This is a genomic window from Enterococcus sp. LJL90, from assembly GCF_056924355.1.
On the sequence record NZ_JBXPBQ010000003.1, the window covers coordinates 69,671 to 93,565 of the forward strand.

The window sequence follows — 23,895 nt, forward strand, 5'->3', positions numbered from 1 at the left end:
CCATGACATATTTTACCCGCCTGCCGTTAAAAGGCAGCTACAATACCCGTGAATTAGGCGGTTATCCCACGGAAAATGGAGCGATTAATTTCCACAAATTTATTCGCAGCGACAGCATCACAGCTTTAACCAATCAGGATTTGGATTTTTTGAAGGAATATGGACTGCAGACGATTGTCGATTTGCGCAGTGATGCCGAAGTTGCGCAGGCGCCAAATCCACAAATGGAGGGCGTTGAGAATCTGCACATTCCTTTAATCACCGGCGACATTGCTGATGCAACAAAAGATTTAAGCCGTTCTATGAAACTGACGATGGGAAGTTTTTACATCAATGTCTTAAAAGATTATCCGCAGAATTTGGTGAAGGTTTTTGAAGCGATGGCCGATAGTCAAGGTGCTGTCCTCTTTCATTGCAGTGCAGGCAAAGACCGCACCGGAATTATTGCGGCTTTTCTTTTAGATTTAGCTGGCGTTTCAGAAGCCGACATTATCGCCAATTATCAATTGACCCATACCTATTTAAAAACCAATCCGACTTTTACAAAGTCGGCCAGCGGCTACCCTCAAGAAATGTTTTATTCACTGCCGAGCTACATGGAGGAGCTGTTGAGCTATCTGTATCAAAATTATGATTCAGCCGAAAATTATTTGAAAACATTCGGCCTATCAGAGTTAGCCATTGGAAATCTGCGGGAGCAATTGACCGGACCTGTTCTCGTTTCCATGAAGGAAGACTAAAGTTTATCAAGAATGCCACAATAAAAACGCCAAAGCTGCCCACAGAAATGGAACAAAGGGCAGCTTTTTTATGGGCTGTCCCAATAAATTGCTAAGTAAAATCACTAAGACACCCAGCAAGCTGGCCAAACAAACGAGTAAAGCCAGCTCATGATAAGGAAGAAATAATGACCAGCACAGAAGTAGTTGCAAATCACCGCCACCGATTTTATGAGGGAAGAATAACCGGATACACAAAAAAAATAAAAAAAGTAAAGCAGTCTACTGCCAATATAAAGGCAGCGGCCCACTAATTGCCAATAAAAGCATCATTACACTTACAGGATAAAGAATTTTTGGTTCGACATGATAATAAAATAAGTCTGTCAAACTCAACAGCCAGCCACTCAATAGCCAAAGACCGCAAAATAAACTGTAAAAAGTCAGTGGCAGTTGTGAGAGTCCAACAAACAATAACGCTCCGCTCATCTCAGCAAGCAAATAAATTTTTGGAATTGGCTGGTGACAAGCAGTGCAGCGAAATTTTTGCAGAAGGATGGAAAAGATGGGAATCAGCTCATAACTGCGTAATTTATGTTGACAGCGGGTACAATGGGAGGCCGGTTTGACAATTGAAATTCCTTGATAGCTGCGTTCGATAACGACGCAGCAAAATGAAGCTAAACAAGCACCCAATAAAAAAGCCAGCAGCATGAACAGCACCTCATTTCAAAAAAAGATTTTTTACTAATTTAGATTTTCTATAAAGAAATACGCAGGCTTAAAATGATTGCATTTTGCCAAAATTTTCTAAAGAGCAAACCGCTTTAACTGAAAATTTTTCTCAATTAGCTTCTTATGGTTTACTTTTTCTGCGCTTTCTACTATCATTTAAGAGTAGGAAAAATTAGAATTATTTTAAGGAGGAACTTAACATGAAATATGAACAAACAAAAGAAGTATTAAATCAATTGGTCGCTGATTTGAGCCAGTTCTCTGTTGTGATTCACCAAACTCACTGGTATATGAGAGGACCTGAATTCTTAACTTTACACCCATTGATGGATGACTACATGGATGAAATCAATGATCAATTGGATGTAATTTCTGAAAGATTGATTACTTTAGATGGTTCACCTTACTCCACTTTAAGAGAATTCGCTGACAACACTGGTATCGAAGATGAAGTTGGCAACTGGGATCGCACAATTCCAGAACGCATGGAAAAATTAGTTGAAGGTTACCGCTACTTAGCTGATCTTTACCAAAAAGGTATTGACGTGTCTGGCGAAGAAGGCGACGACTCCACACAAGATATTTTCATTGCTAACAAAACTGACATCGAAAAGAAAATCTGGATGGTCCAAGCTAAACTTGGCAAAGCACCAGGCGTTGACGCTGACACTCGTGTTGGGAAATAATTAGTAATATCTAAGGGACTGCATTATGCAGTCTCTTTTTTTTGCACATAATTTGATAGGCCAGAGCTGTGAAAAGTTTTTTTGGGGAATTATTATACACTGATAATAGTGTATAATAATTTTTATAGAGAACTGGAGGAGAACTTATGAGCAGAGCAAAAGAAGATGTCTTTGATTTCGTTCAGCGAACAATTTATGGAAATGAAGAATTTGCAAATGGCCTGACCACAAGTCAAGTTGCTCAACAATTAAATATGCAACGGACAAATGTAAGCGCCTTACTGAACGCGTTAGTCAAAGAAGGCAGACTATTTAAAACGGAATCGCGGCCGGTTTTATATTTTTTAGAATCAGAAAGAGTGAATGGTAAATCTGAAAAATCACCACAAGTTTTGATTGGGGAGGAAGGCAGTTTAAAAAATGCTGTTCAATTAGCACAGGCGGCCATTTTATATCCCAGCAAACGACTAAATACTTTATTAACAGGGAATTTAGGTAATGGCACGACGTATTTTGTTAATTACATGCATAAAATTGCTTTGCAAAACCGAGTAATGACCAAGGATTCGCCGTTGATTCATGTCAATTGTCGCAATTACGTGAAGGACATTACTAGTTTGAACCCGCTGCTTTTTGGTCAGCAGGAGGATTTTCAAGGGAGTTGGTTTGAAAAGGCACAGGGGGGCATTTTATTTATTGATCATTACGATTTTTTAGATGCTTATCAGCAATCTAAAATTTTGGAATTTTTAGAGCAAGAGGCTGTAATTACTCTAGAGAGTGGTGAGACTCTTGATCTGTCGGATATTTTTATTATTCTGTCTAGTGCTGTGAAGCTACCAGTAAATCGGAAAATCCCAGTAATTATTGAATTACCTGATTTAAATCAGCGACCATTAAAAGAGAAATTGGCTCTAATTCACCATTTCTTTAGTAAGGAAAGTTCGAATGCCGAAAGAACTATTGTCGTTCCCACAGATATTATTCGTACATTATTGCTAACAGAGTTTGCTTTTAACGTGAAGGAGATGAAGATGGCGATTGTGGCGGCTTGCGCCAATGCCTATGTGAGAGTGGTTCATTCGCCAAATCAAGACGTGGAGATTGTGATGGCGGACTTTAAGCTGGAATTGGCAAAGACTCTTTTAAAGCGAGGTAAAAATGATTTTGCTATTGAAGAATTGTTGGGAGACGAGCAAGTAATAGTTTATGAAAAAGCGAGTAATTCATTGGATCAAAGGGGACAAATTCGAGAGAATATGTATTTGGAAATCAATCATTACTACGAAGACCTTTTGAATAAAAAAGTCAGTGAGCTGAATATTCAAAAAATAATCAATGGGTTGACCCAAAAACTCTACAAGAACTACAGCTATCGGGGACGCTTCGATACGGCAGATGATGAGGAAAGATTAGCCAAGATTGTTGAACCTAAAATCATCGAAATCGTAAAAAAATGGTTGGAATATTGTAGCTATACACTCAACCGCTCTTTCAAAGCCAATATCTTTTATGGGCTCTGTCTACATATCAATTCTTTATTAGCCTTAAAGCAGTTTCGCAGTCAAATGAGTGAAACACGCATCCAAGATTTGATTCAATTATATCCAGATGAATATGCGCTAAGTGTCCAGTTAGCAATGAAGCTCAAGGATCAATATGCATTAGATTTGCCGATTGAAGAGATTATTATCATTACTATGTTTTTAGTTCACACTGAAGAGGAAAAAACGGGTCACCCTGTACTACTGTATATTATGCATGGCGATGGAACCGCCAAATCATTGATGGAAACTACTCAAAATTTTACTCAAACGGATAATGTCTATAGTTATGATATGGCACTGACGAAGGAAATTTCTGTAGCCTTAAAGGAAATTAAAGAGTTGATTATGCAAATTGATCAAAATCAAGGTGTGATTGTTGTTTATGATATGGGCTCGATTAAAGCGATGTTGGAGACCATAGCAGAAGAGACAAATATTAAAATTCGACCTATTCACATGCCAATCACCTTAATCGGTATCGACATAGCTAGAAAGTGTTCGATGGAGTCAGATATCGAATATGTATATCATACCGTAAATATGGAAACGAAGAGTCTATTTAATAAAAGAAATGAAAGAAGCAATACTATTATCGTTACCTTGTGTGAAACGGGTGAAGGCGGAGCACTACAATTGAAGCGCTACATTGATAATTACTCGAAGCTAGGGCTACAGACGGTACCCTTTGCTATTTCTGAAAAGGACAAACTTTTAGAGGAAATAATTTCTCTTAGAAAGACTTTCCATATTCATGCTTTTGTTGGAACATACGATCCTAAGTTGCTAGGGATTCCCTTTATACCAATCCACACCGTTTTTCAAAATAAGAAAGAAGATTTGGATCGTGTTTTGATGTTTGATCCGATGGTGGGAAAATACGGAGACTTTGAGGCAGTTTATCATAATCTTGAGGAGAGCCTGCGGTTTGTTCCAATCGAACGACTAAAAACGATTCTGCCTCAAGTAATTACTGATTTCAACATCATTTATGATTTAGAAGAAAATCAGTTGGTGGGCTTGTTTATGCACCTGGCAAGTTTAATTGATCGCTTATTATCAGGCGGAGGTTCAATCAAAAATCGGGAAAAAGATAAAATCATTAATGCCTATCCAGAAGATTATCGGACAGTCGGCAAAGTCTTAAAAAAAGTTGAGCGGAATTTTAAAATAATGATTGATGATGATGAGCTTGCCACTATTATTATGATTTTGCGGAAGGTGTAATTTTTAAAGAGAGACCGTACCGTTAGTTTTTTGACAGATAGAATCCCATACTATAATAGATTTGCTGCTGCAGTCCAGTAGGTCCTCGGCGCAAACTTACAATAGTTAGTGGCAATTGCCAGATATTGTTTGGGAATTTTGATTCTGTTTTAACTAATGTCGCGGTCTCTCCTTTTTTGATTATTAAGGCTAACTAGCTAAAAAGGAAACTATTACCGTCTTTTTTCAATGCTGTCTTGAATTTTGTATAAGGTGTCGGTCATGCGCCCCAAATAAATTCCTTCACTGAAAGCTTTCATTATTTTATTGTGTTTCTTCGATTGAAAGCTTTCAATCGATTGAGTAAAGTCAACTTTCAAGCCTTTAGGATCTTTTTCTGTTTCATAGGAAATAGTGATTGTATCGTATTGGGTACTAATCGTTGCTTGATAAACTTCCCCTCTAATGTACTCTTCGATGGTGATATCAACGGGTGTTTGCTGCTCGTCTTGCTTTTGATATCTCAGCCCTTTCCTGATTTTTTTCACACCTGTTAGAGAGTTGTGTGAGACGTTGAGATCAGCCAAGAGTTCGTCTTCAAGGTAGTCATAAAACTCATCGTTTGCCACTTTCAAAACTCTTGTAATTTTCATAATCTTATTATAATGGATTTTTTTTACCGATGACGGATTTTCTGTATCTTTTTTGAAGTGAGTTATTTTATACAATAGGATGCTGAGTTATACACAAAGCTATTTTGGATTGTTTTTTTTAATACACTAAAAATATTTTCAGCTTTTTTTGATTTGTACACCTTCGTTTTGAGGAATATGAGTAAAAATCGGATGTAATTTCAGCTAATAGAAGTATACACTAATAAAATGTAAGCGTTTTGACGAGTTTTTATTTGTGATTTATCATGACTGTATTAAAGGAAAACCAAAAAACAGAAAGGAGTATTTCTTATGGATAATACACTATCGGAGGTTTCATCAATGACGATTATTGCCAACTCTGGGGATGGTCGTTCCTATGCTTTTAGAGCTTTGGAAGCGGCAAAGAAAGGAGATTTTGAACAGAGTGACGAGTTAATCAAGAAGGCTGAGGAATCCATACGCTTAGCGCATAAAGGCCAAACAGAATTGTTGGTGTCAGAAGCAAATGGCGATGAGAATGATATTAATATCTTGATGATTCATGCTCAAGATCACTTGATGACCAGTATGTTAGCCGAGGAGTTAATCAAAGAAATTATTCTATTATACAAAGATAAATATGAAAATTAAAACCAAAAAATGAATTTAAATATTGGAAGGAGAAATGATTTATGAACATCTTATTAGTTTGTGCTGGAGGCATGTCAACAAGTATTTTAATGAAAAAAATGGAAAAATACTGGGAAGAGCAAGGAAAAGACTTAAACATAAAAGCAGTTGGTTTGTCTGAGTATCAAGATGTTTACCAAGATTTCGATATCATCCTTGTCGGCCCACAAGTCTCTTATCGAATCGATGATATTAAAGCCGATACGAATATGCCAACGGCTGCGATTGAATCCTTTGATTATGCGATTGCCAACAGTCCCAATATCATGAAGCTTGCTGACTCATTGTATGAACAAAAATAGCTAAAGGAGGAAAAGACAGATGGAAAAACTATTTCAAAGTAAAGCAATGATTAAGCTGCAGGATTTTGGACAGGCCCTTGGCCGAAACAAGTTTTTGATAGCTTTGCAGGCAGCAATGATGTCACTGATGGGAATTATTATGGTCGGGGCAATCTCACAAATTCTAGTCTCTGTTCTTGGTCCTTCGATGTTTAACTTATTCTCAGCAGACAGTGCCACCTATTATTATCTATATCTGCCTTATCAATTTACTATGAATAGCCTTTCTCTTTGGGTGGTTGCACTATTTGCTTATCATTATGCAAAAAATCTAAAAATGAAAGCGCCGATTATGAATGCGGTCGATGCTTTAGTTGGATTTATTGTGATTGCTGGTGCTTTGGTTGTTACTGAAGCAGGTCTGACAACAATTGATATGACATATCTTGGAGCTCAAGGGATGTTTATCGGCTTCGTGGTCGTTTTCCTATCCGTTCATATTGAAAAATTCTGTATTGATAAAAATATCAGAATCAAAATGCCAGATGTTGTACCACCATTCCTACAAGATGGGTTTGCTTCAATTATTCCACTATTGTTCACCTTAATTGTTTTTGTGGGGGCATCCGCTGCAGTAGCAGTTGGAACAGGTGGCGCTTTTACAATCTGTTCAGGATTTATGGCAATTCTCGGTGTACCATTGAACGCCTTAACTTCTGTGCCTGGTATGTTTATTCTATGTATTTTCGGTGCCCTATTATGGTGTTTCGGGATTCACGGCACGATGATTTTAGTGCCAATTATTATGCCTTTAGGGATTCAAGCGGCGGTTGCCAATGGTGCTGCAGCTGCAGCAGGCGAACCATTAGTCTTCTATCCAGTGGCACTCTTTGGCTCGATGGCAATTGCTGGTGGAACAGGAAATACCTTACCTTTAGCAATTCTTGGATTTAAATCAAAATCTAAACAAATTAGTGCAGTTGCTAAAATTTCTCTAATTCCTGGGTGGTTCAATATTAATGAACCGTTGACCTTTGGTATGCCAATCATGTACAACCCAATTCTTTGTATCCCTTACGTTTTAAATATTCCGATTGTAATGTTGTGCACTTACTTAGCCTATCAATTTGGCTTCTTACAACCAGCTTGGATTTCAATTTCGGCCTTATTACCAATGGGCTTTGCAGCTTATCTTTCTACATTAAGATGGCAAAATGCTATTTGGGATTACTTAATGCTAATTCCAGCAACAATTGTTTATTACCCATTCTTCAAAGCTTATGAAAAACAATTAGTAGCCAAAGAAGCAGCAGTCGCAGAAGCTGAAGCTCAAGAAGCAAGTATTCAAAAAAATAGTGAAGGCCAAATGGCATAAAATAAAACAAACTGAGGCAAAAGTATTTTTGTCTCAGTTTTATTGAATGGAGCGGATAAAATGGTTTTTAGTGAAAAATTTTTATGGGGTGGCGCAACAGCAGCCAATCAATATGAAGGGGGCTATTTGGATGGCGGCAAAGGTTTAAGTACTGCTGATGTCATCATTGCTGGTTCCCACACAGTTCCTAGACAAATTACTTGGCTTAACCCTCAAACTGGAGAAACCGGTAAAACAGGAATGGGTTTTGGCACCGAAATGGATTTCCCTGAAGGTGCAATTCCAGCAGTAATAGATGGGGAATATTATCCCAGTCATCAAGCAACCGACTTTTATCATCATTATAAAGAAGATATTGCTTTAATGGCTGAAATGGGTTTTCGAACATTCCGTTTGAGTATGAACTGGGGCAGAATTTTTCCGAATGGTGATGATCAAACACCTAATGAAGAAGGGTTGAAATTTTATGATGCTGTCTTTGATGAATGTCAAAAATATCAGATTGAGCCACTTGTCACCTTATCTCACTATGAAACACCTTTAAATTTAGTTATCAAATATGGCGGCTGGGTGAATCGCAGCTTGATTGATTTCTTTGAAACCTATGCCAAAACAGTTTTTGCTAGATACCAAGGTAAGGTTAACTATTGGCTAACCTTTAATGAAATCAATTGTATGGAATTTGCACCATTTATGGCAGGAGGCGTGATGGAAAACACGCCGCAAAATCGTGCCCAGGCGGCACATAATCAATTTGTTGCTAGTGCCAAGGCGGTACGGGCGGCTCATGAAATCGGTCCTGAAATTCAAGTGGGACAAATGTTGGCTTACCAGCCAATTTATGCCTATACCTGTGATCCTGCTGATCAATTATTTACAATGGAGGCAGCTCAATCTGGATTATTTTACTCTGACGTGCAAACTGGTGGTGCTTATCCAAACTATCGCTTAAAAAAATATCAAAGAGAAGGAATTGTTTTGGAGGATACATCAGAGGACTACGATTTAATTAAACAATACACAGCTGACTTCTTAAGCTTTTCTTGTTATGGTTCTAGCACTGTGTCAACTCACGAAGACGTTGCGGGCAGCGGTGGAAATTTAATGATGGGAATTAAAAATCCTTATCTGGAAACCAATGCATGGGGCTGGGCAACTGATCCTGCTTGTTTAAGAATCGCCTTAAATACATTATATGATCGTTACCACAAACCATTATGGATTGTTGAAAATGGAATTGGTTGGGATGATCAAGTTGAAGCCGACGGTAGCATTCATGACAGCTACCGAATCGATTACTTGCGGCAAAATATCCAGTCTATGGATGATGCAATCAATATCGATGGTGTTGACTTGATGGGATATACGATGTGGGGGTGTATCGATTTAGTTAGTGCCGGTACCGGCGAAATGAAGAAAAGATATGGTTTTGTCTACGTTGACCGTAATGACATTGGAAATGGCAGTCTTGCTAGAAGCAAGAAAGATAGTTTTTATTGGTACAAAAAAATGATAGCATCTGATGGTGCAGATTTAACTTAGGAGGCGGCTATGACAGATTATCTAATTAAAGGTTTTCCAAAAGATTTCTTGTGGGGTGGTAGCACTTCGAGCGCCCAAGTGGAAGGCGCCTTTGATGAGGACGGTCGCGGTCTTTCGGTTTGGGATGTTAAGAAATTAAACCCGGGGACTTGCTCGTTTCATTATGCGAGTGATTTTTACCATCATTATAAAGAAGACATTGCGCTGATGGCGGAAATGGGTTTCAAAGCGTATCGGATGAGTATTTCTTGGAGCCGAATTCTACCATCTGGCGAAGGCGAAATTAATCCAAAGGGTCTTGAGTTTTATAAAAATGTCTTTAGGGAATGTCGTAAACATAATATTGAGCCAATCGTGACAATTTTTCATTTTGATTTGCCACTAGCACTATCAGAAAAATATGGTGGCTGGCAAGACCGACGGATGATCGATGTGTATGTAAACTATTGTCACATCCTCTTTGAAAATTTTAAAGAGGATGTGCGCTATTGGCTGACTTATAATGAGCAAAATATGCTGATCTTTTTTGGGGCTCTTGATATGATTGGAGGCACAAATAAAGCAAAAAAAGGTAGCGATTTATATAATGAAGCGCATATTCAATTAATAGCGCAGGCCAAAGCAATCCATTTATGTCACGAGATGTGTCCCGAGGCATTAATTGGGCCAGCACCCAATATTACGACTGCTTATCCTAAAACAAGTAATCCAATAGATTTTATCGCTTCAATGAACATGGATAATTTACGGAACGATTTTTATTTGGATGCGCTAGTGTTTGGCAAATATCCGCAAAGTGTTTGGAATTACTTTGCCGAAAATGAGATTGAAATTGAAGTGCAGGAAGGCGATTTCGAAATCATGGCTAGCTGCCATCCAGATATCATCGGCTTCAATTGTTACGGCAATGATACGATAGAACATTTAGATTTTTATAAACAAGACTTAGATGCTCTCGCAAACGCCGACAATCGGGACATTAGCTATTTGCGAGCCCTAATGGATAAACCAGGAGTTGGCCGGGCCGCTGAAAATGACTACTTTCCTAAAGGTTTGGATGGACATCAATTTGATCCTTATTGCATTCGGGTAACTGCGAGAAGACTAACTGACCGCTACCATTTGCCAGTGATTATTACCGAGAATGGATACGGTCGTCCAGATACCTTAGAAGCCGACGGAAAAATTCACGATGATTACCGAATAGAGCATTTGCGGGAAACAATCAGACAAATGCAGATTGGTATCGAAGAAGGAGCCAACATCATTGGCTATTGTCCGTGGAGTGCTATCGATTTGGTTTCTACACGAGAGGGAATTATCAAACGCTACGGCTTCATTTATGTTGACCGGGATGAAGACGATGAAAAGGCTAAAACTGCACCAATGAAACGGTATCGTAAAGATTCCTTCCATTGGTATAAAAAAGTTATTGCTTCAAACGGAGCAGAACTGGATTAAAGAATAAAACGAAAATAGACGGCAAAGTTTTTAAAGAAATTGCTTAAGCAGATGGTTTCTTAGACCATAGACAGTGATTTTCTTTGAGAACTTTGCTTTTTTAAATTTATCTGAATTATGGTATATTTTATTGAGAATCATTTTCAATTAAATGGAGGGTTCAGATGGAGGATGTAATTATTATCGGCGGCGGACCTGCTGGTTTATATAGTGCTTTTTATTGTGGGATGCGAGGCTTGTCGGTGAAATTAATTGAAGGCAGCTCGCAGCTTGGGGGCAAATTGAATTTTTATCATGAACGGATTATTTGGGACCTTGGCGGTGTTGAGCCAAGGCCGGCCAAAGAAGTTGTGGCGGCTTTACGAGAGCAGGCCGCCACGTTTCCGACAAAAGTTTTATTGAATCAAGCAGCTGTGGCACTAAAACAGCAGGCCGAACACTGGCAGGTGATTACCAAAGAAGGCCAAGTGCACGAGGCCAAAGCTGTGATTGTGGCGACTGGTACAGGCATGGTCGCAAAACAACCGGTGATTTGGGGTGATGCTCAAGCGCCACAAATTGATTACAAATTAGCGGCTGGCGAAAGGTATCAAGATCAGACGGTTCTTTTATATGGAAGCTTTGCGAAAGTCAAACGAGCACTAAAGAAATTAACTGTCGCCAAAAAAGTCATTGTCTTTGGCGCAGAAGAAAAATTTCCCGCTGAATTTACCAATCTGCAGGTTATTCCTGAGCCATTGCGAGTGACGGTGAAGGAAACGGAAAATCAATTGGCTGTGACGCTAACATTTCCTGGAGAAAACTTTCAGCCTTTGTTAGTTGATTGTTTGGTTGCCTTTCAGCAGGTCAACCATGCTCATCCGCTAAAATCAGAACTGAGTAAGCGATTTGACATTAGCGAGTTTGGGCAAGTGACAACCTCAGGGCAAGGTAAGACGGAACTAGCTGGCCTGTTTGCTGTTGGTGACGCCAGTCAGTATGAAGGCAAAATGAATATGATTGCTGGTGCCATTTATGAAGGATTACAGACTGCCAATCAAATTGCCGTTTATTTGAATGATGAAGCTGAGCCGGTTGGCAAGGTTTCTACTCATCACCCTGAATTACTAAAGAAATTGTGATGTAGGCTGTGAATTAGAATGGAGAAATCCATTCTTTTTTTGTTTTGAAAGACATTAGTTAATTTATTAACAGGAATTATCTGGAATCATGAATCCAATTTCCCCTGAAATTTTCCGATAATGGTGGCTGCTTGTCGTTTTTTTATTTTCCAAAAGGGTCTGCTGTATTTGCTTTTGCCTTTAGTTTGGTAGAATCTTGATTTATTTTAAATATTTTCTAATAAAAACTGGTGGATTTCATTGACTTTGCTGGTGTTTCAGGTTATGATGTTAAACGGTATTGTTTACCCCACAAGAGCCCCGGAAACTCACGTGTATGTAAACATCAGAACTTAAATTGGAGGAAGAAAATCGTGCGTACAACATATATGGCTAAGCCAGGCGAAGTAGAACGTAAATGGTACGTAGTAGACGCAACTGATGTTCCTTTGGGACGTCTTTCAACTGTTGTTGCTTCAGTGCTACGCGGTAAAAATAAACCAACATTCACACCAAACGTGGATACAGGCGATTTCGTAATCGTCATCAACGCTGACAAAATTAAATTAACAGGTAAAAAAGCAAGTGATAAAATTTACTACCGTCACAGTAACTACCCAGGTGGGTTGAAATCTGTAACTGCTGGTGAATTACGTGCTAAAAATTCTCGTCGTTTGATTGAAACTTCTGTAAAAGGCATGCTACCTAAAAACACTTTGGGCCGCAAACAATTTACTAAGTTAAACGTGTACGGTGGAGCGGAACATCCACATACTGCACAACAACCAGAAGTTTTAGACATCACAAACTTAATCTAAGAGGAGGGAATTTCATTGGCACAAGTACAATATATCGGCACAGGCCGTCGTAAAAATGCAGTTGCCCGCGTACGTTTAGTACCAGGAACTGGTCAAATTACTGTAAACAAAAAAGATGTTGAAGAATATATTCCACACGCTGACTTACGTCTAGTTATCAACCAACCTTTTGGTGTAACTGAAACTGTCGGTTCATACGATGTTTTCGTAAACGTAAACGGTGGAGGTTACGCAGGACAATCAGGAGCTATCCGTCACGGAATCGCTCGTGCATTGCTTGAAGTTGACCCTGACTTCCGTACTCCATTAAAACGTGCTGGCTTACTTACTCGTGATGCCCGCATGGTTGAACGTAAGAAACCAGGTCTTAAAAAAGCCCGTAAAGCTTCACAGTTCTCTAAGCGTTAAAAAAAGCTTCATATCAGTACTTTCAGGCGTTTCGCAATTCACTTTGCGAAGCGTCTTTTTTTGAGTTGACACCATTGTTGACACCATTCCGGTCTGACTCTTTTTGAGACAATTTACGATAGGCAATTTCACCAATAGGCATTTGAATCACATTTGGTGTATTTACATAGGTTCTTGTGATGTTGGTATCGCTGTGAGTCAATGCTTCAGAAATCTGTTCTAGAGCGACACCAGCTTGTTTAGCTAAAGTTGCCCCAGTATGCCGTAACTTGTGTGGAGTCGCATGGGTAAGGTGTTTATGTCGTCGCTCAATGGATTTCATGCGGTAGTTCAAATAATCTGTATGAAGCCTTTGATTGATATTCCCTTTATCATCAAAGAAGGTAAAGAGTAGCTGTTCTTCGGTTTGTTCGATTTCAAACTGAGCTAGTTCTTCTTTTTGTTGGACTTTCCACTGTTGAAGTAATTGCTTTAGCTCATTTGGAATATGGAAAATTGTCGTTTTATTCCCTTTTGTGTTTTTTTCATTGCCGAATTTATCTAAGGCTTTGCCAATCGTAATCTGGGAGGTAGAGAAATTCACGTTCTTCCATTTGATGGCGTAAGTTTCTGATTTGCGATCAGATAAAAAGAAGGTAGTCAGAAATAATACATAGTCCTGTAAAGTCAATTGCCCGCTTTCATAATCACTTTGGACGGCAGTTAGCCATTCTTGAAGTTGGTCAAAGGAAAGGTACAAATCTTCTTCTTTTCTTGCTTCTTGTAATTGGTTTTTCTTAGTAGCATTAATCCGTTTAAGCGATTTTTCTAGTTTATTCCGTTCAATGTATTCAAGCTCTTCTGCCCAATCAAAAATAGAATTAACGTAGCTACGTAGTATTTTGAAGTTTGCGTATTCAGCAGCCTTTTGTGTCATAATTTTTAGAACAAAGGCTTTGTTTTGATTCAAATAGTTCAATGTGTATTTTCCGAACATGGGTAAGATGTGAAGTCGAAAAATATCTTTTGTATTCGCGATTGTGACAGGAGTGGGAGACTTCGTGTTTCGAGAAGTTAAACCAGCCGTATAAGCATCAATCCAGATATCTTCATAGAAATCTTTGAATAGGGCTTCGCCACCTAGTTCAAAAGCATTCTTTTCTTTGTTTTCCCGTAGCTCTTTAATCTTAGCGTAAAAATCAATTTCTGCTTCTTTTGCCTCCTTTCTAGTTTTGAAAGTTTTGGAATAAAGTTTGTTTACACCTATCATCTCTTGGATATCTTGTGGATAGTAAAGCCGTAAACGGTAAGTTTCATTTTCTGTTTTGCTAATTGCCATAGTATTTCCCTCCGAGTTTGCGAGCCGAAATCAAATACTATATATGGAGTATAACGATGTCGGAATTATTTTGCTAGGCTTGCTAGCCATTGATCAATGGCTATACGGTCAAATCTATTTGAACCGTGGATTTGAATGAGGGGTAAGCCATCTTTAATCCAGCCATCTAACGTATTATTGGAAACCTGTAAATAGTTACAAGTCTGCTTCTTATTCATATAGCGGTGTTGCAGGTTTTCCTGTGTCTTAATTTTTTCGATTTCAGTTGTGATTAAATCAGATAGTTGAGTAGAAATGATGTCCATTTGATCATCACTGAGTAAAATTTTCATTTCGGTCATATTCTCACTTCCTTTTGAATTTTGCGTAGGGAATAATGAATTATTTTTTTATCTTGGTATAGCGAACAGTGCTTTCTTGAAAATCCATCACTTGTTCAGAATTTCCACCTTCATTTATCGCACTATAAAATATCGGACGTCTTACAAGATACTCATTGGTATAAAGTACCTCTTGATTTATGGTATCAAAAGGTTGATCCACGAGTTGCTTTGTGACGCTGGGCACTTTGAGGTTGCGAGATTTGAAGAACGCTTTTTTCTTATGCTCTTTCAAATCTAAAGCCTTATCGAAGTACTTGCTGATATAGCGCCCACGATTTTCGATACTATCCACATCAATCTTGTTGATTTTGACAAATCCATGTCCCCAGATGGTAGTAAGGCGATTGACGGAGATAAAAGGAAAGTCAAACAGGATGATGTGGTAATGGATCGCACCTCGTTCTTGTTTTTCCCACGTGGCAAGGTATTTTAGATTTGCTTTTTTTGTGTGATAGAGTTCGTAGTTTAGTCGTTTGATAAATTTTTTGAATTCATTATTCGCATAGGCAATGTCTTGAATGTTTTCTCTGAAAGTGAGGGTTAAAAATTTTGTCTGATTGTCGAAGTTCATATCCACGAGTCGGGCAATTTCAAAACGCATATTTTGATAGTATTTTTGTTTTCGTTTTAAGCTGTCGTATTGCCCTTGAGCGGATAATTCTTTATAGTTTTTTCTTTTTTCGGTAGTTGTATTCTTTTCTTCATAAAGCCAAGCTAATTCTTTTTTTCGTTTTGGATTGGTTTCAATAGTTTCTGTTTTTTGTTTGGGAGTAATGATTGCTTCATAATCATAAATTTCAAGGTACGTGGGAGTTTCAATGATTTTTTGATTATAAGCTTTCAAGAATCATCACTCCTTGATGTGTATTCAGTTGTCAAAGAACCATCATTTTTCTCCTGATGTTGTTCTATAAATCAAGTTAAGGGGAAGCACTGCGTTGCAGTCCTTCCAGCCTATGGATTTATTGGGCGGTCTTAACGGACAGAAGCGGCTCTACGGCGCTGCCCCGCCGTTTCGTCCTAACCACCCAACAAACTCATAGGAAATTAGTTTTGTGCAGTGTTACCTTGTTTTTTCGGAATCAAAGTTGCCGCATCTGCCGTGGCCGATAAACCATAGCTGACGAATTGACCGTTAGAGCGACCCCAAGGTGCAATCACTAAATTGGTAAATGTTACCATTGCTAAACCTTGTTGGGTAAGTTCTTCCGGCGTAATCACGGGATTTTCAGATTTGACTTTGACACTGATTTTTTCGTAGCGGAGTTTAGGTAGAATACATTCATAACTCCAACCTAGAATTTCTCCGTCTTTTTGCCAGCGAGTAATATTGACAACCTGGTAATCTTTTTCGAGTTTTTCTTTTGGTAAGGTGAGATCATTGATTTTAATTGGCATAATAGCCCTCCTTTTTGGATATACGATAATTTATACGATTGGTTTAAAAAGATATAGACGGCCATCTATGATTTGTTTTTTATACGTTTATTTATACGAAGTCAAGTGATTTTATCAAAATATGTATACGAAATTTTATACGAGTGATATAATGAACAAAACGACAAGGAGGAAGTAGTCTATGTTTGGTTTATTACAACCTGATAAAGTGAAGGTAGGACAACGAATTAAGGAAATAAAAGAGAGCATGAATTTGTCCTTTACGGAATTAGGCAATCGTTTAGGCATAAAGAAACCAACGATTAGCTCCTATGTTCAAGGCTATGCGTTAGCCCCTGAAAGTGTCATTAACCAATTGTCTAGTATTAGTGGGAAACCGGTAGGCTGGTTTTACTTGGGTGACATTGAAGAGTATATTGCGAACTACTTGCAGTTAAAAGGGCAGAACAAGATTGTGCAAGAACATCCAGAAGTTGTGAAAGCCATCAAAGAAGAGTTTTACACTGGGGAATTTAAGAATCCGGCATGGGAAAATGAAGTTGGTTATCCATGTGAGGAGTTTATGGATGATTATTTTTATGAACTGCAACAAGAAATTATTAAAGAAGAAATTCAAAAATTGACAGCCAATGAGATTGATCGTTTACCATTTTCCAGTAAATTATCTGATGCGAAAAAAGATGAAGCAATCACCGTTATTACGAGTGATATCATCGAATACATGGATGTAGCCGGTGAATTTAATTATGAAAAAAAAGATGATATGGTTAAGATGGTTAAGCAAGAAGTCGATAAGTACGATTTTTTTGCGGATAGTAATTTTGAAGATCGGTATTTAGTGGGAAAACTAATTAATATCTTGGCAGATCAACAAAAAACTCGAGAATTAATCAATCGATTATCTGAAGAACTAACGAATAAATCTTTTTCTGGCAGATTTGGTGGAGAAGAATTGGTAGAGGTATTTGAAACGTTACGTCCGGCACTAATCCGAATTTATAGTAAAGTCAGTACGGATGAATTGGAAGACTGGTTTAAATAAAAACTCTTGCTGGGAGGCTGACTATGTACAAAATTGCAATATGTGATGACGAAGAGCTCCAAAGTACACTCCTAGAAAAAATGATCGATACCTATATGATAAATCAGGGCTTGGAAGCAGATATTGATATTTATAGCAGTGGAGAATCCTTATTAAGAGGGATTCGGAATCAAGAAATAGTTTATCAAATGATTTTTTTAGACATTGAAATGGATGGAATTAATGGCATTGAAACTGCTAAGTTTATCAGGGAAAGTGATCAACAAGTATTATTAAATTATATTACGAGCTTTGATGACTATACTCTTCAAAGCTTTGAAGTTTCACCATTTAGATATTTACTAAAGCCCGTTAAAGAAAATGAAATACGTATTCTCCTAGATGCAGCGGTTGATAAAATTTCTAGTGATAATCAATACCTTTTCGTAAAGGTTAATCGTACGCAATATCAAGTAAGATGTGATCAAATAATTCGAATTACCTCCGAGAAGGGGAGAAAACTTCGAATCACCATGTGTAACAATCAGGAAGATATTGTTTACTATGCTCGCTTAAAAGACATTATAGCTAATCTGGGTAGTTCCATTTTTGTACAAGTAAATTACGGGACGATAATAAACCTAAATTATATTGAGCGAATAGAGGATACTATTGTTCATTTGACAAATGGAGATCAAGAGGTAATTAGTAGAGGGAAGAAGAAAAAATTTGTAGAGTGCTATAGAAACTTCATTGAAAGGTCATTAGGGATATGAAAGAATTATTTATACTTATATTGGCCATTTTTTTAGGCTCATTACAGGGATGGTATGTTGCGTTTTATTTGAGTAGCTTCTTAGAACTAAAAATAAAAAAAGTGTCTTTTTATACACTTTGCATACTATTGATTCTCTTTACAAAGATTTCAATAAATAGTCAAAATCTAAGGTTCAACTTAACCTATATTTTTTTTATTGTTGTAGCTGGATTAGTAATATTTTGTTTCTACGGACCAGCCCCAAAAAAGATGTACCATTACCTCTATGTAATTTTTTTATTTTTATTTCAGAATAGTTTACTGGTTGCTACACAGAGTGATCCTTCTAATGTTGTTTTCTTACAGTTTATATTGTCTTATATATCAATTACAGTTTTGTCATTAATAATAATCTTTTTTCTTCACTATTTTAAGAGTACCAATGAAATTGGCTTGGCAACTAAAGAATATATTATGTTGTCTATAACCCCACTGTTATCGATAGGTACACTGATGTATCCGTTTCATTTTTCACAATTTGAGAGTATATGGGTAAGTATTGGATTATTGATAGTAAATATTATGAACATTTTTTTATACAACTATCTAACTGAAAAAACTTACCTATTACAACAACGGACATTATCTGGAATGCAAAATCAGCACTATGACGAAATGTTAAGAAAACAATCAGAATTTCGTATTTTAAAGCATGATTTAAAAAATCTATTATTAAGTATAAATTTCCAGTTAGCGCAAGGAAATGTTGATACAGCACAGAAGTTGTTAGAAAATATTACTCTAACTGCTACGTCTTCATTCCAAACATATACTGGCTGTTGGCCCATTGATACTGTACTAAGTAGTAAGATAAATGAAATGACTACTGAAAACATTTTATACTCACTGGATCTAAAAATTCCGGCAGATCTCGATTTTAAGCATAATGTTGTCGATATCTGTGCGATTCTTGGAAATATATTAGATAATGCGATAGAAGAATGTAATAGAATAGACTCCCCGAAAAAAGAGATAAAAATCTCTATTCATTATCGTGATGATAAAATCATTATGAAAGTAACTAATCCGGCTAGGATAAATAATCTGAATATTTCTAGTAAGCTGATCCGGTCAGCGAAAAGAAAGGGAAGATACGGATTAGGAATAAATAGTATTAGAGAACGAGTTCAGAAATTAGAGGGATACTCTGATTTTTCATGGAATGAAAATGAGTTTAAAGTTTTGATTATTATTCCAGTAGGGCAGAGTATTGCACAATAAACTACTTTTTCCTAAACCAATTCACAAAATAATATAGTAAACCTCCATAGGAAGCTACATAAGGTTCTTATGGAGGTTTTTTACATCTAAAAAAGGATCCAATAATATTTTTTTTACAGATTACTACATAAAAACTAGCAGTTTACAACGATAAAGTTAAAAAGAAGAATATAGGTACTATACTTTGGGTGTCGACGAGGAATTAAGTTCTAAATCTTCGGACCAATACTTTAAGAAAGTGGGGAATTCGTTATGCTATTCTTTTCAACGAAAAAGAGCAAAAAGGCGGGTTGCGTATCTGTAGGTGCACTATTCTGTGCATCTGTGGGTCACTACATCAAAGAAATTAAAAGTGATGTTTAAAAGCAATCGACTGCACTTTATTAGTCATTATTTCTGACTCAATAAGGTTCGAATCAAACGAAGAGCAACAACTTTATAGCGATGACATTACGTTAGAAAGTGGTGTCATCGCTATATTGAAAGGTGTGAATTCCTACGAATAATCCAACTAAGGGTGAAAGTTTAAAATATGAAAAGCTAAACAGTCTGTTTTTCAGTATTGCTATTTCGGTACTAACTGGAATTTGCTTGCTAGTGTTTATCTTGCTCGGTAGTATTCTCCCGTTTGAATCAACGATTTTTATTAGTATGACTTTACCTATTTTAGTTTCTCTGTTTATTATTCCTTTGATATATATCTTGGTTTTATCGAGAAGCAATCGGAATCTCTTAGATCTAAAATGTAGAAAACGAGAAATAGCTTATAGCGCTGTTGGAATTTTGCTTTTTTCGTTGATTTACTTTGTTACTAATAAAGATAAGTTTGGTAGTCAAATTACTTTATTTCTAATGATTCACTATATGATAGCGGCCTTTTGTGAAGAGTTCTTGTATCGAAATATCATTTTAAAAAGATTACTAGAATCTTGGGGAATTATTTCTAGTATCATTATCAGTTCGGTAATTTTTTCAGTGGTTGGACATATTGGAGAATCGCCAGTGGACAATTTGATTTACAGGTTTCCATTAGGCGTTTTCTTTTGTATCTTTCGCTTAAAATCAAAATCATTGTTATATACCTCAGCTATACATGCATTTTATAACTTAATTTTGATTGCTGCGTAGAAGTACTGAACAGGAGAAATAGGAAAGAAAAAGGGGGGAAGACTCTTGTTTAAAAGAATAGTGAGGTTTATTTTTCCGATTTTATTTGTACTATTGTGGATATACAACGTCCTACAAATTAAAACTTTCAACTTATTATCAGTGTTTTTCTTAATTGTTCTTATCCCGATAGTTCTTTATTCATTGTCTGTCGTGTTTATTGTACCAAGTGTTGGAAGTATCAAAAGATGTATCGTTATGGACGTCGTTTTATCAATTGGATATTCATTCGCATTGTTCTTCTCTATTGGTTTAATAGTATCAGAGAAAGTTGTCAATCAAATTAAAGCAAACACAGAAGAACTTGCTGGGAAATCAGGAAATTTAACAATTGCAGATGTAAATTTCAGCAATAATTTTTCGACCATATTAATGATATTTTTATTAACGTTTGTAATCATTGAGCTTTTTAGAATTATAGTCAAAAAAATGAAAAGAGGATAGAAATGTATATTAATCCTGATGTAGCTTATGCAAAGGTAAAAGATATTGATATGCTTTTCAATTTTGATAATGGCGTTGTTGCAGGAATTGATCAACGAGGGTTGGCATTTTATAAAGATGTAATAAGTCATCAAGTCTCGGAAAAAAATCAATTAACTGATGAGGAATCAGATTTCTTTAACTATCTAATTGAAAATGAATTTATTTCAGATAGTCCATTTATAAAGAAAGATCAAGTTGTCACTGCTTACTTACATTTGACAAACAGATGCAATCTACACTGTGTGGGTTGCTACTCTTATGATGAGAAAAGAAATCGTGATGAAGATTTATCTCTTGAGGATATGCTTAATGGAATAAGACAGCTTAAAGATGCTGGAATTGAAAACCTTGTTTTTTCAGGAGGGGAGCCTCTACTAAGACGGGATCTTATTAAAATTTTGAGATTCGCGAAAGTAGAGTGTCAGATACCAAATATTGTATTAATTACAAATGGGACAGTTTATAACAAAGCGATTATTTCTGAAATGTCTAAATTCGTTGATACAGTTTCTGTTTCTGTGGATTCATATTCAGCCGAATGTCCTTCATTTATTAGAGATTCAGGTATATTCAATAGAATAATGGATACCGTTTCATTGTTAAAGGAGAATGGAAATAACGTAAATCTCATTCCCACGGTTCATCATTTAAATGCAGATAAACTTTTGGAATATGTAAACTTGGCTGAAAAGATGGGAGTATCTGTTAGTTTTAGTATTCTTTCAGCGTGTTTTGAAGGGGAAATGAAAAGATTCCTTCCAAATGCTAAAGACATTAGAAGTATCAGTAATTTTATGATTGATAGTGATTTAAGTCTAGAGGATAGTGCAATTAGAGGAGAAACACTACAAGCAGAAAACTATTGCGGAGCTGGAAAGACTATGATTTCTATTGGTACTGACGGAAACGTTTATCCGTGTCATATGCTTATGGAGGAGAAGTTTTGTTTGGGAAATATTAAAGACAATACGATTGTTCACATGCGTGAGAATACCAATAAACTTTTTTCCTCTATATCGGTAGACAATGTTAAAGGTTGTAATAGATGTGAATACAAATATTTGTGTGGAGGAGGGTGTCGTGCGAGAGCCTATATGAAACATCGTGATATATACAAAAAAGATCCTTATTGCGAGTTGTTTTTTAACTATTACGAAAATCTAACTACAAATCTTTTTCTAAACAATTAATCATAATTTTAGGGGTATGAAATGACTAAGATAATTATGAAGGAAAAAATATTAGTGATACAATTTTCTATTCTTTCACTGATAGCTAGCTTAATAGGAATTTCTTTTGCTCCGATTATTCAAAATTTTATCGATGCAATTTCCAAAAAAAATTGGAAAATGTTTTATATCACCCTGTGTTTATTTTTTATATTTTTGATAATTAACTTTTTATTTCATTTCTTAAGTGTGAAATCTGAGTCTCACCTACTTCAAAAAATCCATATTTCGGTTAAAAGTAGAATAATCAGAAGTATTCTTCACATGAATATAACTCAGTATGAAAAATCTACTGTAGGTGAGAAAATTAATCTTTTCAATTACGACCTAGAAGTTTTTGAACAGTATTTTCTGGACAATATCTTACAACTAATTCAAAGCTCTTTTATTCTTTTTTTTGCCTTTGGTTATCTGCTATTACTAAGCCCATTAGTTGCTTTTGTGGTATTTTTTTGTTCTGTTATTTCCTTAATAATTCCTTCCTTACTAGGTAAGAAAATAGATTCATTGACTGAAAAAACTTCAAGATTGAAAAGTAATTATCTGAATGACCTTAAGGATATTTTTGGAGGATTTACAGTGATCAAATCCTTTCAAGTTGAGGAAAGATTTGAGAAAAGGAATCGCAGTTTTTTAGAACAAATGGAGAATAATCAACAAAAACTAAAAAATCAAAATGGTGCTTATAATTTGATGATGGGAACGCTCCAGTATTTCAATTTGATTATTTGTTTATGTACAAGCGGCTTTTTAGTTTTATCAAACAGGTTATCATTGGGCGAGATGGTAGCAGTTACTCAAATGGCAAATATGATAATTCAACCCTTGCAAGTTTTTGGAACGTCAGTAATAGAGATAATTGGAAGTAAAACTATACGGACTAAGTTAGAAAAATATGTAGACAAAATAGATTCTCCTACTGAAATGCCCAAAATTTTGGATGAACCATTTGAAAAACTTCAGTTGAAAAATGTCAGTTATGAGTCAGAAAAGGGTATAACAATTTTAGATAATATCAATTTGGTTTTTGAAAAGGGTAAAAAATATGCCATTGTTGGTAAGAGTGGAAGTGGAAAAACTACCTTGCTAAAAATTATCGGTGGATTATTGAATTGTTATAGTGGCGAAATAATCTATAACGGAAAAAATCTAAGCAAATCAGATGAGAAGATAAGATCTTCATTTGCCCATCAGGAACCGTATATCTTCAATGATAATCTAAAAAATAATATTACACTTTTGTCTGAACGAAGTAAGAAGGAAGTAGAAAAAGCTATCCGTATGGCTAAGCTTCCTAGGATTAGGGCTCGATATGGAAGTTCTAAATTTAGTGAAAATGGGAATTCACTATCTGGTGGTGAAAAGCAAAGGATAGCTATTGCAAGATTAATTGCAGATCAATCAAACCTGCTCCTTATGGATGAAGTGACTTCAGCATTGGATTATAAAACAGGAGGAGATATTTTGGAAGAACTTCTGTCAACAGTAGACTATACAATTGTTTTTATCACGCATGATCTTCGAGAAAATATTTTGGGTTCTGTTGATGAGGTGATTTTTATTGATAACGGCACTATCGTTGAACAAGGTAGTTATTCGGAAATTTTGAACCATGATGGACTCTTTAAAAAATTGAAAAACTCCTGATAAGGAAG

The 23,895-nt window shown here is 36.4% G+C and carries 24 protein-coding genes; 18 read left to right on the top strand and 6 right to left on the bottom strand.

Annotation, left to right across the window (positions count from 1 at the left end):
• The first annotated feature begins 2 nt into the window (after window positions 1–2).
• Entirely contained in the window at window positions 3–740 is a 738-nt protein-coding gene (locus AC1Z3S_RS08600; protein WP_461740027.1) for a tyrosine-protein phosphatase, read from the top strand.
• A gap of 261 nt (window positions 741–1,001) precedes the next feature.
• On the opposite strand, the gene AC1Z3S_RS08605 is transcribed toward AC1Z3S_RS08600, so the two are convergent.
• Window positions 1,002–1,433 (bottom strand): prepilin peptidase, encoded by a 432-nt coding sequence (locus AC1Z3S_RS08605; protein WP_461740028.1) that lies wholly within the window; start codon window positions 1,431–1,433, stop codon window positions 1,002–1,004.
• A 221-nt stretch (window positions 1,434–1,654) separates the two neighbouring features.
• On the opposite strand from AC1Z3S_RS08605, the gene AC1Z3S_RS08610 reads away from it, so the two are divergent.
• Window positions 1,655–2,140, top strand: a complete 486-nt coding sequence (locus AC1Z3S_RS08610; RefSeq protein ID WP_461738230.1) for a Dps family protein — start codon at window positions 1,655–1,657, stop codon at window positions 2,138–2,140.
• Window positions 2,141–2,286: 146 nt separating this feature from the next.
• The gene (locus AC1Z3S_RS08615; protein WP_461740029.1) at window positions 2,287–4,911 is read left to right on the top strand and encodes a PRD domain-containing protein; all 2,625 of its coding nucleotides are present in this window, start codon (window positions 2,287–2,289) and stop codon (window positions 4,909–4,911) included.
• A gap of 212 nt (window positions 4,912–5,123) precedes the next feature.
• Here AC1Z3S_RS08615 and AC1Z3S_RS08620 read toward each other — a convergent pair whose 3' ends face one another.
• Window positions 5,124–5,543 (bottom strand): DUF3284 domain-containing protein, encoded by a 420-nt coding sequence (locus tag AC1Z3S_RS08620; protein ID WP_461740030.1) that lies wholly within the window; start codon window positions 5,541–5,543, stop codon window positions 5,124–5,126.
• 312 nt (window positions 5,544–5,855) lie between these two features.
• On the opposite strand from AC1Z3S_RS08620, the gene AC1Z3S_RS08625 reads away from it, so the two are divergent.
• The 8 genes from AC1Z3S_RS08625 to rpsI all read left to right on the top strand — a co-directional run bounded on the left by AC1Z3S_RS08625 (window position 5,856) and on the right by rpsI (window position 13,200).
• Window positions 5,856–6,176 carry a PTS sugar transporter subunit IIA gene (locus AC1Z3S_RS08625; RefSeq protein WP_461738227.1) on the top strand — a complete coding sequence of 107 codons (321 nt, stop codon included), beginning with the start codon at window positions 5,856–5,858 and terminating at the stop codon, window positions 6,174–6,176.
• A 41-nt stretch (window positions 6,177–6,217) separates the two neighbouring features.
• Window positions 6,218–6,517 (top strand): PTS sugar transporter subunit IIB, encoded by a 300-nt coding sequence (locus AC1Z3S_RS08630; protein WP_461738226.1) that lies wholly within the window; start codon window positions 6,218–6,220, stop codon window positions 6,515–6,517.
• Window positions 6,518–6,536: 19 nt separating this feature from the next.
• Window positions 6,537–7,871, top strand: a complete 1,335-nt coding sequence (locus AC1Z3S_RS08635; protein ID WP_461740031.1) for a PTS sugar transporter subunit IIC — start codon at window positions 6,537–6,539, stop codon at window positions 7,869–7,871.
• A gap of 60 nt (window positions 7,872–7,931) precedes the next feature.
• Window positions 7,932–9,413, top strand: a complete 1,482-nt coding sequence (locus AC1Z3S_RS08640; RefSeq protein ID WP_461740032.1) for a family 1 glycosylhydrolase — start codon at window positions 7,932–7,934, stop codon at window positions 9,411–9,413.
• Between the two features lie 9 nt (window positions 9,414–9,422).
• The gene (locus AC1Z3S_RS08645) at window positions 9,423–10,874 is read left to right on the top strand and encodes a glycoside hydrolase family 1 protein (RefSeq protein WP_461740033.1); all 1,452 of its coding nucleotides are present in this window, start codon (window positions 9,423–9,425) and stop codon (window positions 10,872–10,874) included.
• 164 nt (window positions 10,875–11,038) lie between these two features.
• Complete coding sequence (locus AC1Z3S_RS08650) at window positions 11,039–11,995, top strand: NAD(P)/FAD-dependent oxidoreductase (RefSeq protein ID WP_461740034.1); 957 nt, start codon at window positions 11,039–11,041, stop codon at window positions 11,993–11,995.
• A 353-nt stretch (window positions 11,996–12,348) separates the two neighbouring features.
• On the top strand, window positions 12,349–12,792 hold the full coding sequence (gene rplM, locus AC1Z3S_RS08655; RefSeq protein WP_265457925.1) for a 50S ribosomal protein L13: 444 nt from the start codon (window positions 12,349–12,351) through the stop codon (window positions 12,790–12,792).
• Window positions 12,793–12,807: 15 nt separating this feature from the next.
• Window positions 12,808–13,200, top strand: a complete 393-nt coding sequence (gene rpsI / locus AC1Z3S_RS08660) for a 30S ribosomal protein S9 (protein WP_265457927.1) — start codon at window positions 12,808–12,810, stop codon at window positions 13,198–13,200.
• Window positions 13,201–13,222: 22 nt separating this feature from the next.
• Here rpsI and AC1Z3S_RS08665 read toward each other — a convergent pair whose 3' ends face one another.
• The 4 genes from AC1Z3S_RS08665 to AC1Z3S_RS08680 all read right to left on the bottom strand — a co-directional run bounded on the left by AC1Z3S_RS08665 (window position 13,223) and on the right by AC1Z3S_RS08680 (window position 16,299).
• Window positions 13,223–14,518: a site-specific integrase gene (locus AC1Z3S_RS08665; protein WP_461740035.1), complete on the bottom strand. Its 1,296-nt coding sequence runs from the start codon at window positions 14,516–14,518 to the stop codon at window positions 13,223–13,225.
• Window positions 14,519–14,583: 65 nt separating this feature from the next.
• A complete protein-coding gene (locus AC1Z3S_RS08670) occupies window positions 14,584–14,859 on the bottom strand; it encodes a helix-turn-helix transcriptional regulator (RefSeq protein WP_461740036.1) in 276 nt (91 codons plus the stop codon).
• 40 nt (window positions 14,860–14,899) lie between these two features.
• Window positions 14,900–15,745 carry a rolling circle replication-associated protein gene (locus AC1Z3S_RS08675; protein ID WP_461740037.1) on the bottom strand — a complete coding sequence of 282 codons (846 nt, stop codon included), beginning with the start codon at window positions 15,743–15,745 and terminating at the stop codon, window positions 14,900–14,902.
• Window positions 15,746–15,948: 203 nt separating this feature from the next.
• Window positions 15,949–16,299: a hypothetical protein gene (locus AC1Z3S_RS08680; protein WP_461740038.1), complete on the bottom strand. Its 351-nt coding sequence runs from the start codon at window positions 16,297–16,299 to the stop codon at window positions 15,949–15,951.
• Between the two features lie 181 nt (window positions 16,300–16,480).
• Here AC1Z3S_RS08680 and AC1Z3S_RS08685 point away from each other — a divergent pair, with 181 nt between their 5' ends.
• From AC1Z3S_RS08685 to AC1Z3S_RS08715, 7 genes are all read left to right on the top strand, one after another.
• Entirely contained in the window at window positions 16,481–17,341 is an 861-nt protein-coding gene (locus AC1Z3S_RS08685) for a helix-turn-helix domain-containing protein (RefSeq protein ID WP_461740039.1), read from the top strand.
• Window positions 17,342–17,364: 23 nt separating this feature from the next.
• Window positions 17,365–18,096: a LytR/AlgR family response regulator transcription factor gene (locus AC1Z3S_RS08690; protein WP_461740040.1), complete on the top strand. Its 732-nt coding sequence runs from the start codon at window positions 17,365–17,367 to the stop codon at window positions 18,094–18,096.
• Entirely contained in the window at window positions 18,093–19,358 is a 1,266-nt protein-coding gene (locus AC1Z3S_RS08695; RefSeq protein ID WP_461740041.1) for a sensor histidine kinase, read from the top strand. The genes AC1Z3S_RS08690 and AC1Z3S_RS08695 overlap by 4 nt, the downstream gene beginning before the upstream one ends.
• 651 nt (window positions 19,359–20,009) lie before the next feature.
• Window positions 20,010–20,486, top strand: coding sequence for a CPBP family glutamic-type intramembrane protease (locus AC1Z3S_RS08700; RefSeq protein ID WP_461740042.1), 477 nt, complete (start codon window positions 20,010–20,012; stop codon window positions 20,484–20,486).
• Window positions 20,487–20,723: 237 nt separating this feature from the next.
• Window positions 20,724–20,969 (top strand): hypothetical protein, encoded by a 246-nt coding sequence (locus AC1Z3S_RS08705; protein ID WP_143350939.1) that lies wholly within the window; start codon window positions 20,724–20,726, stop codon window positions 20,967–20,969.
• 2 nt (window positions 20,970–20,971) lie between these two features.
• Window positions 20,972–22,201, top strand: coding sequence for a radical SAM protein (locus AC1Z3S_RS08710; RefSeq protein WP_461740043.1), 1,230 nt, complete (start codon window positions 20,972–20,974; stop codon window positions 22,199–22,201).
• Between the two features lie 21 nt (window positions 22,202–22,222).
• Window positions 22,223–23,887 (top strand): ABC transporter transmembrane domain-containing protein, encoded by a 1,665-nt coding sequence (locus AC1Z3S_RS08715; protein ID WP_461740044.1) that lies wholly within the window; start codon window positions 22,223–22,225, stop codon window positions 23,885–23,887.
• Window positions 23,888–23,895: the final 8 nt, after the last annotated feature.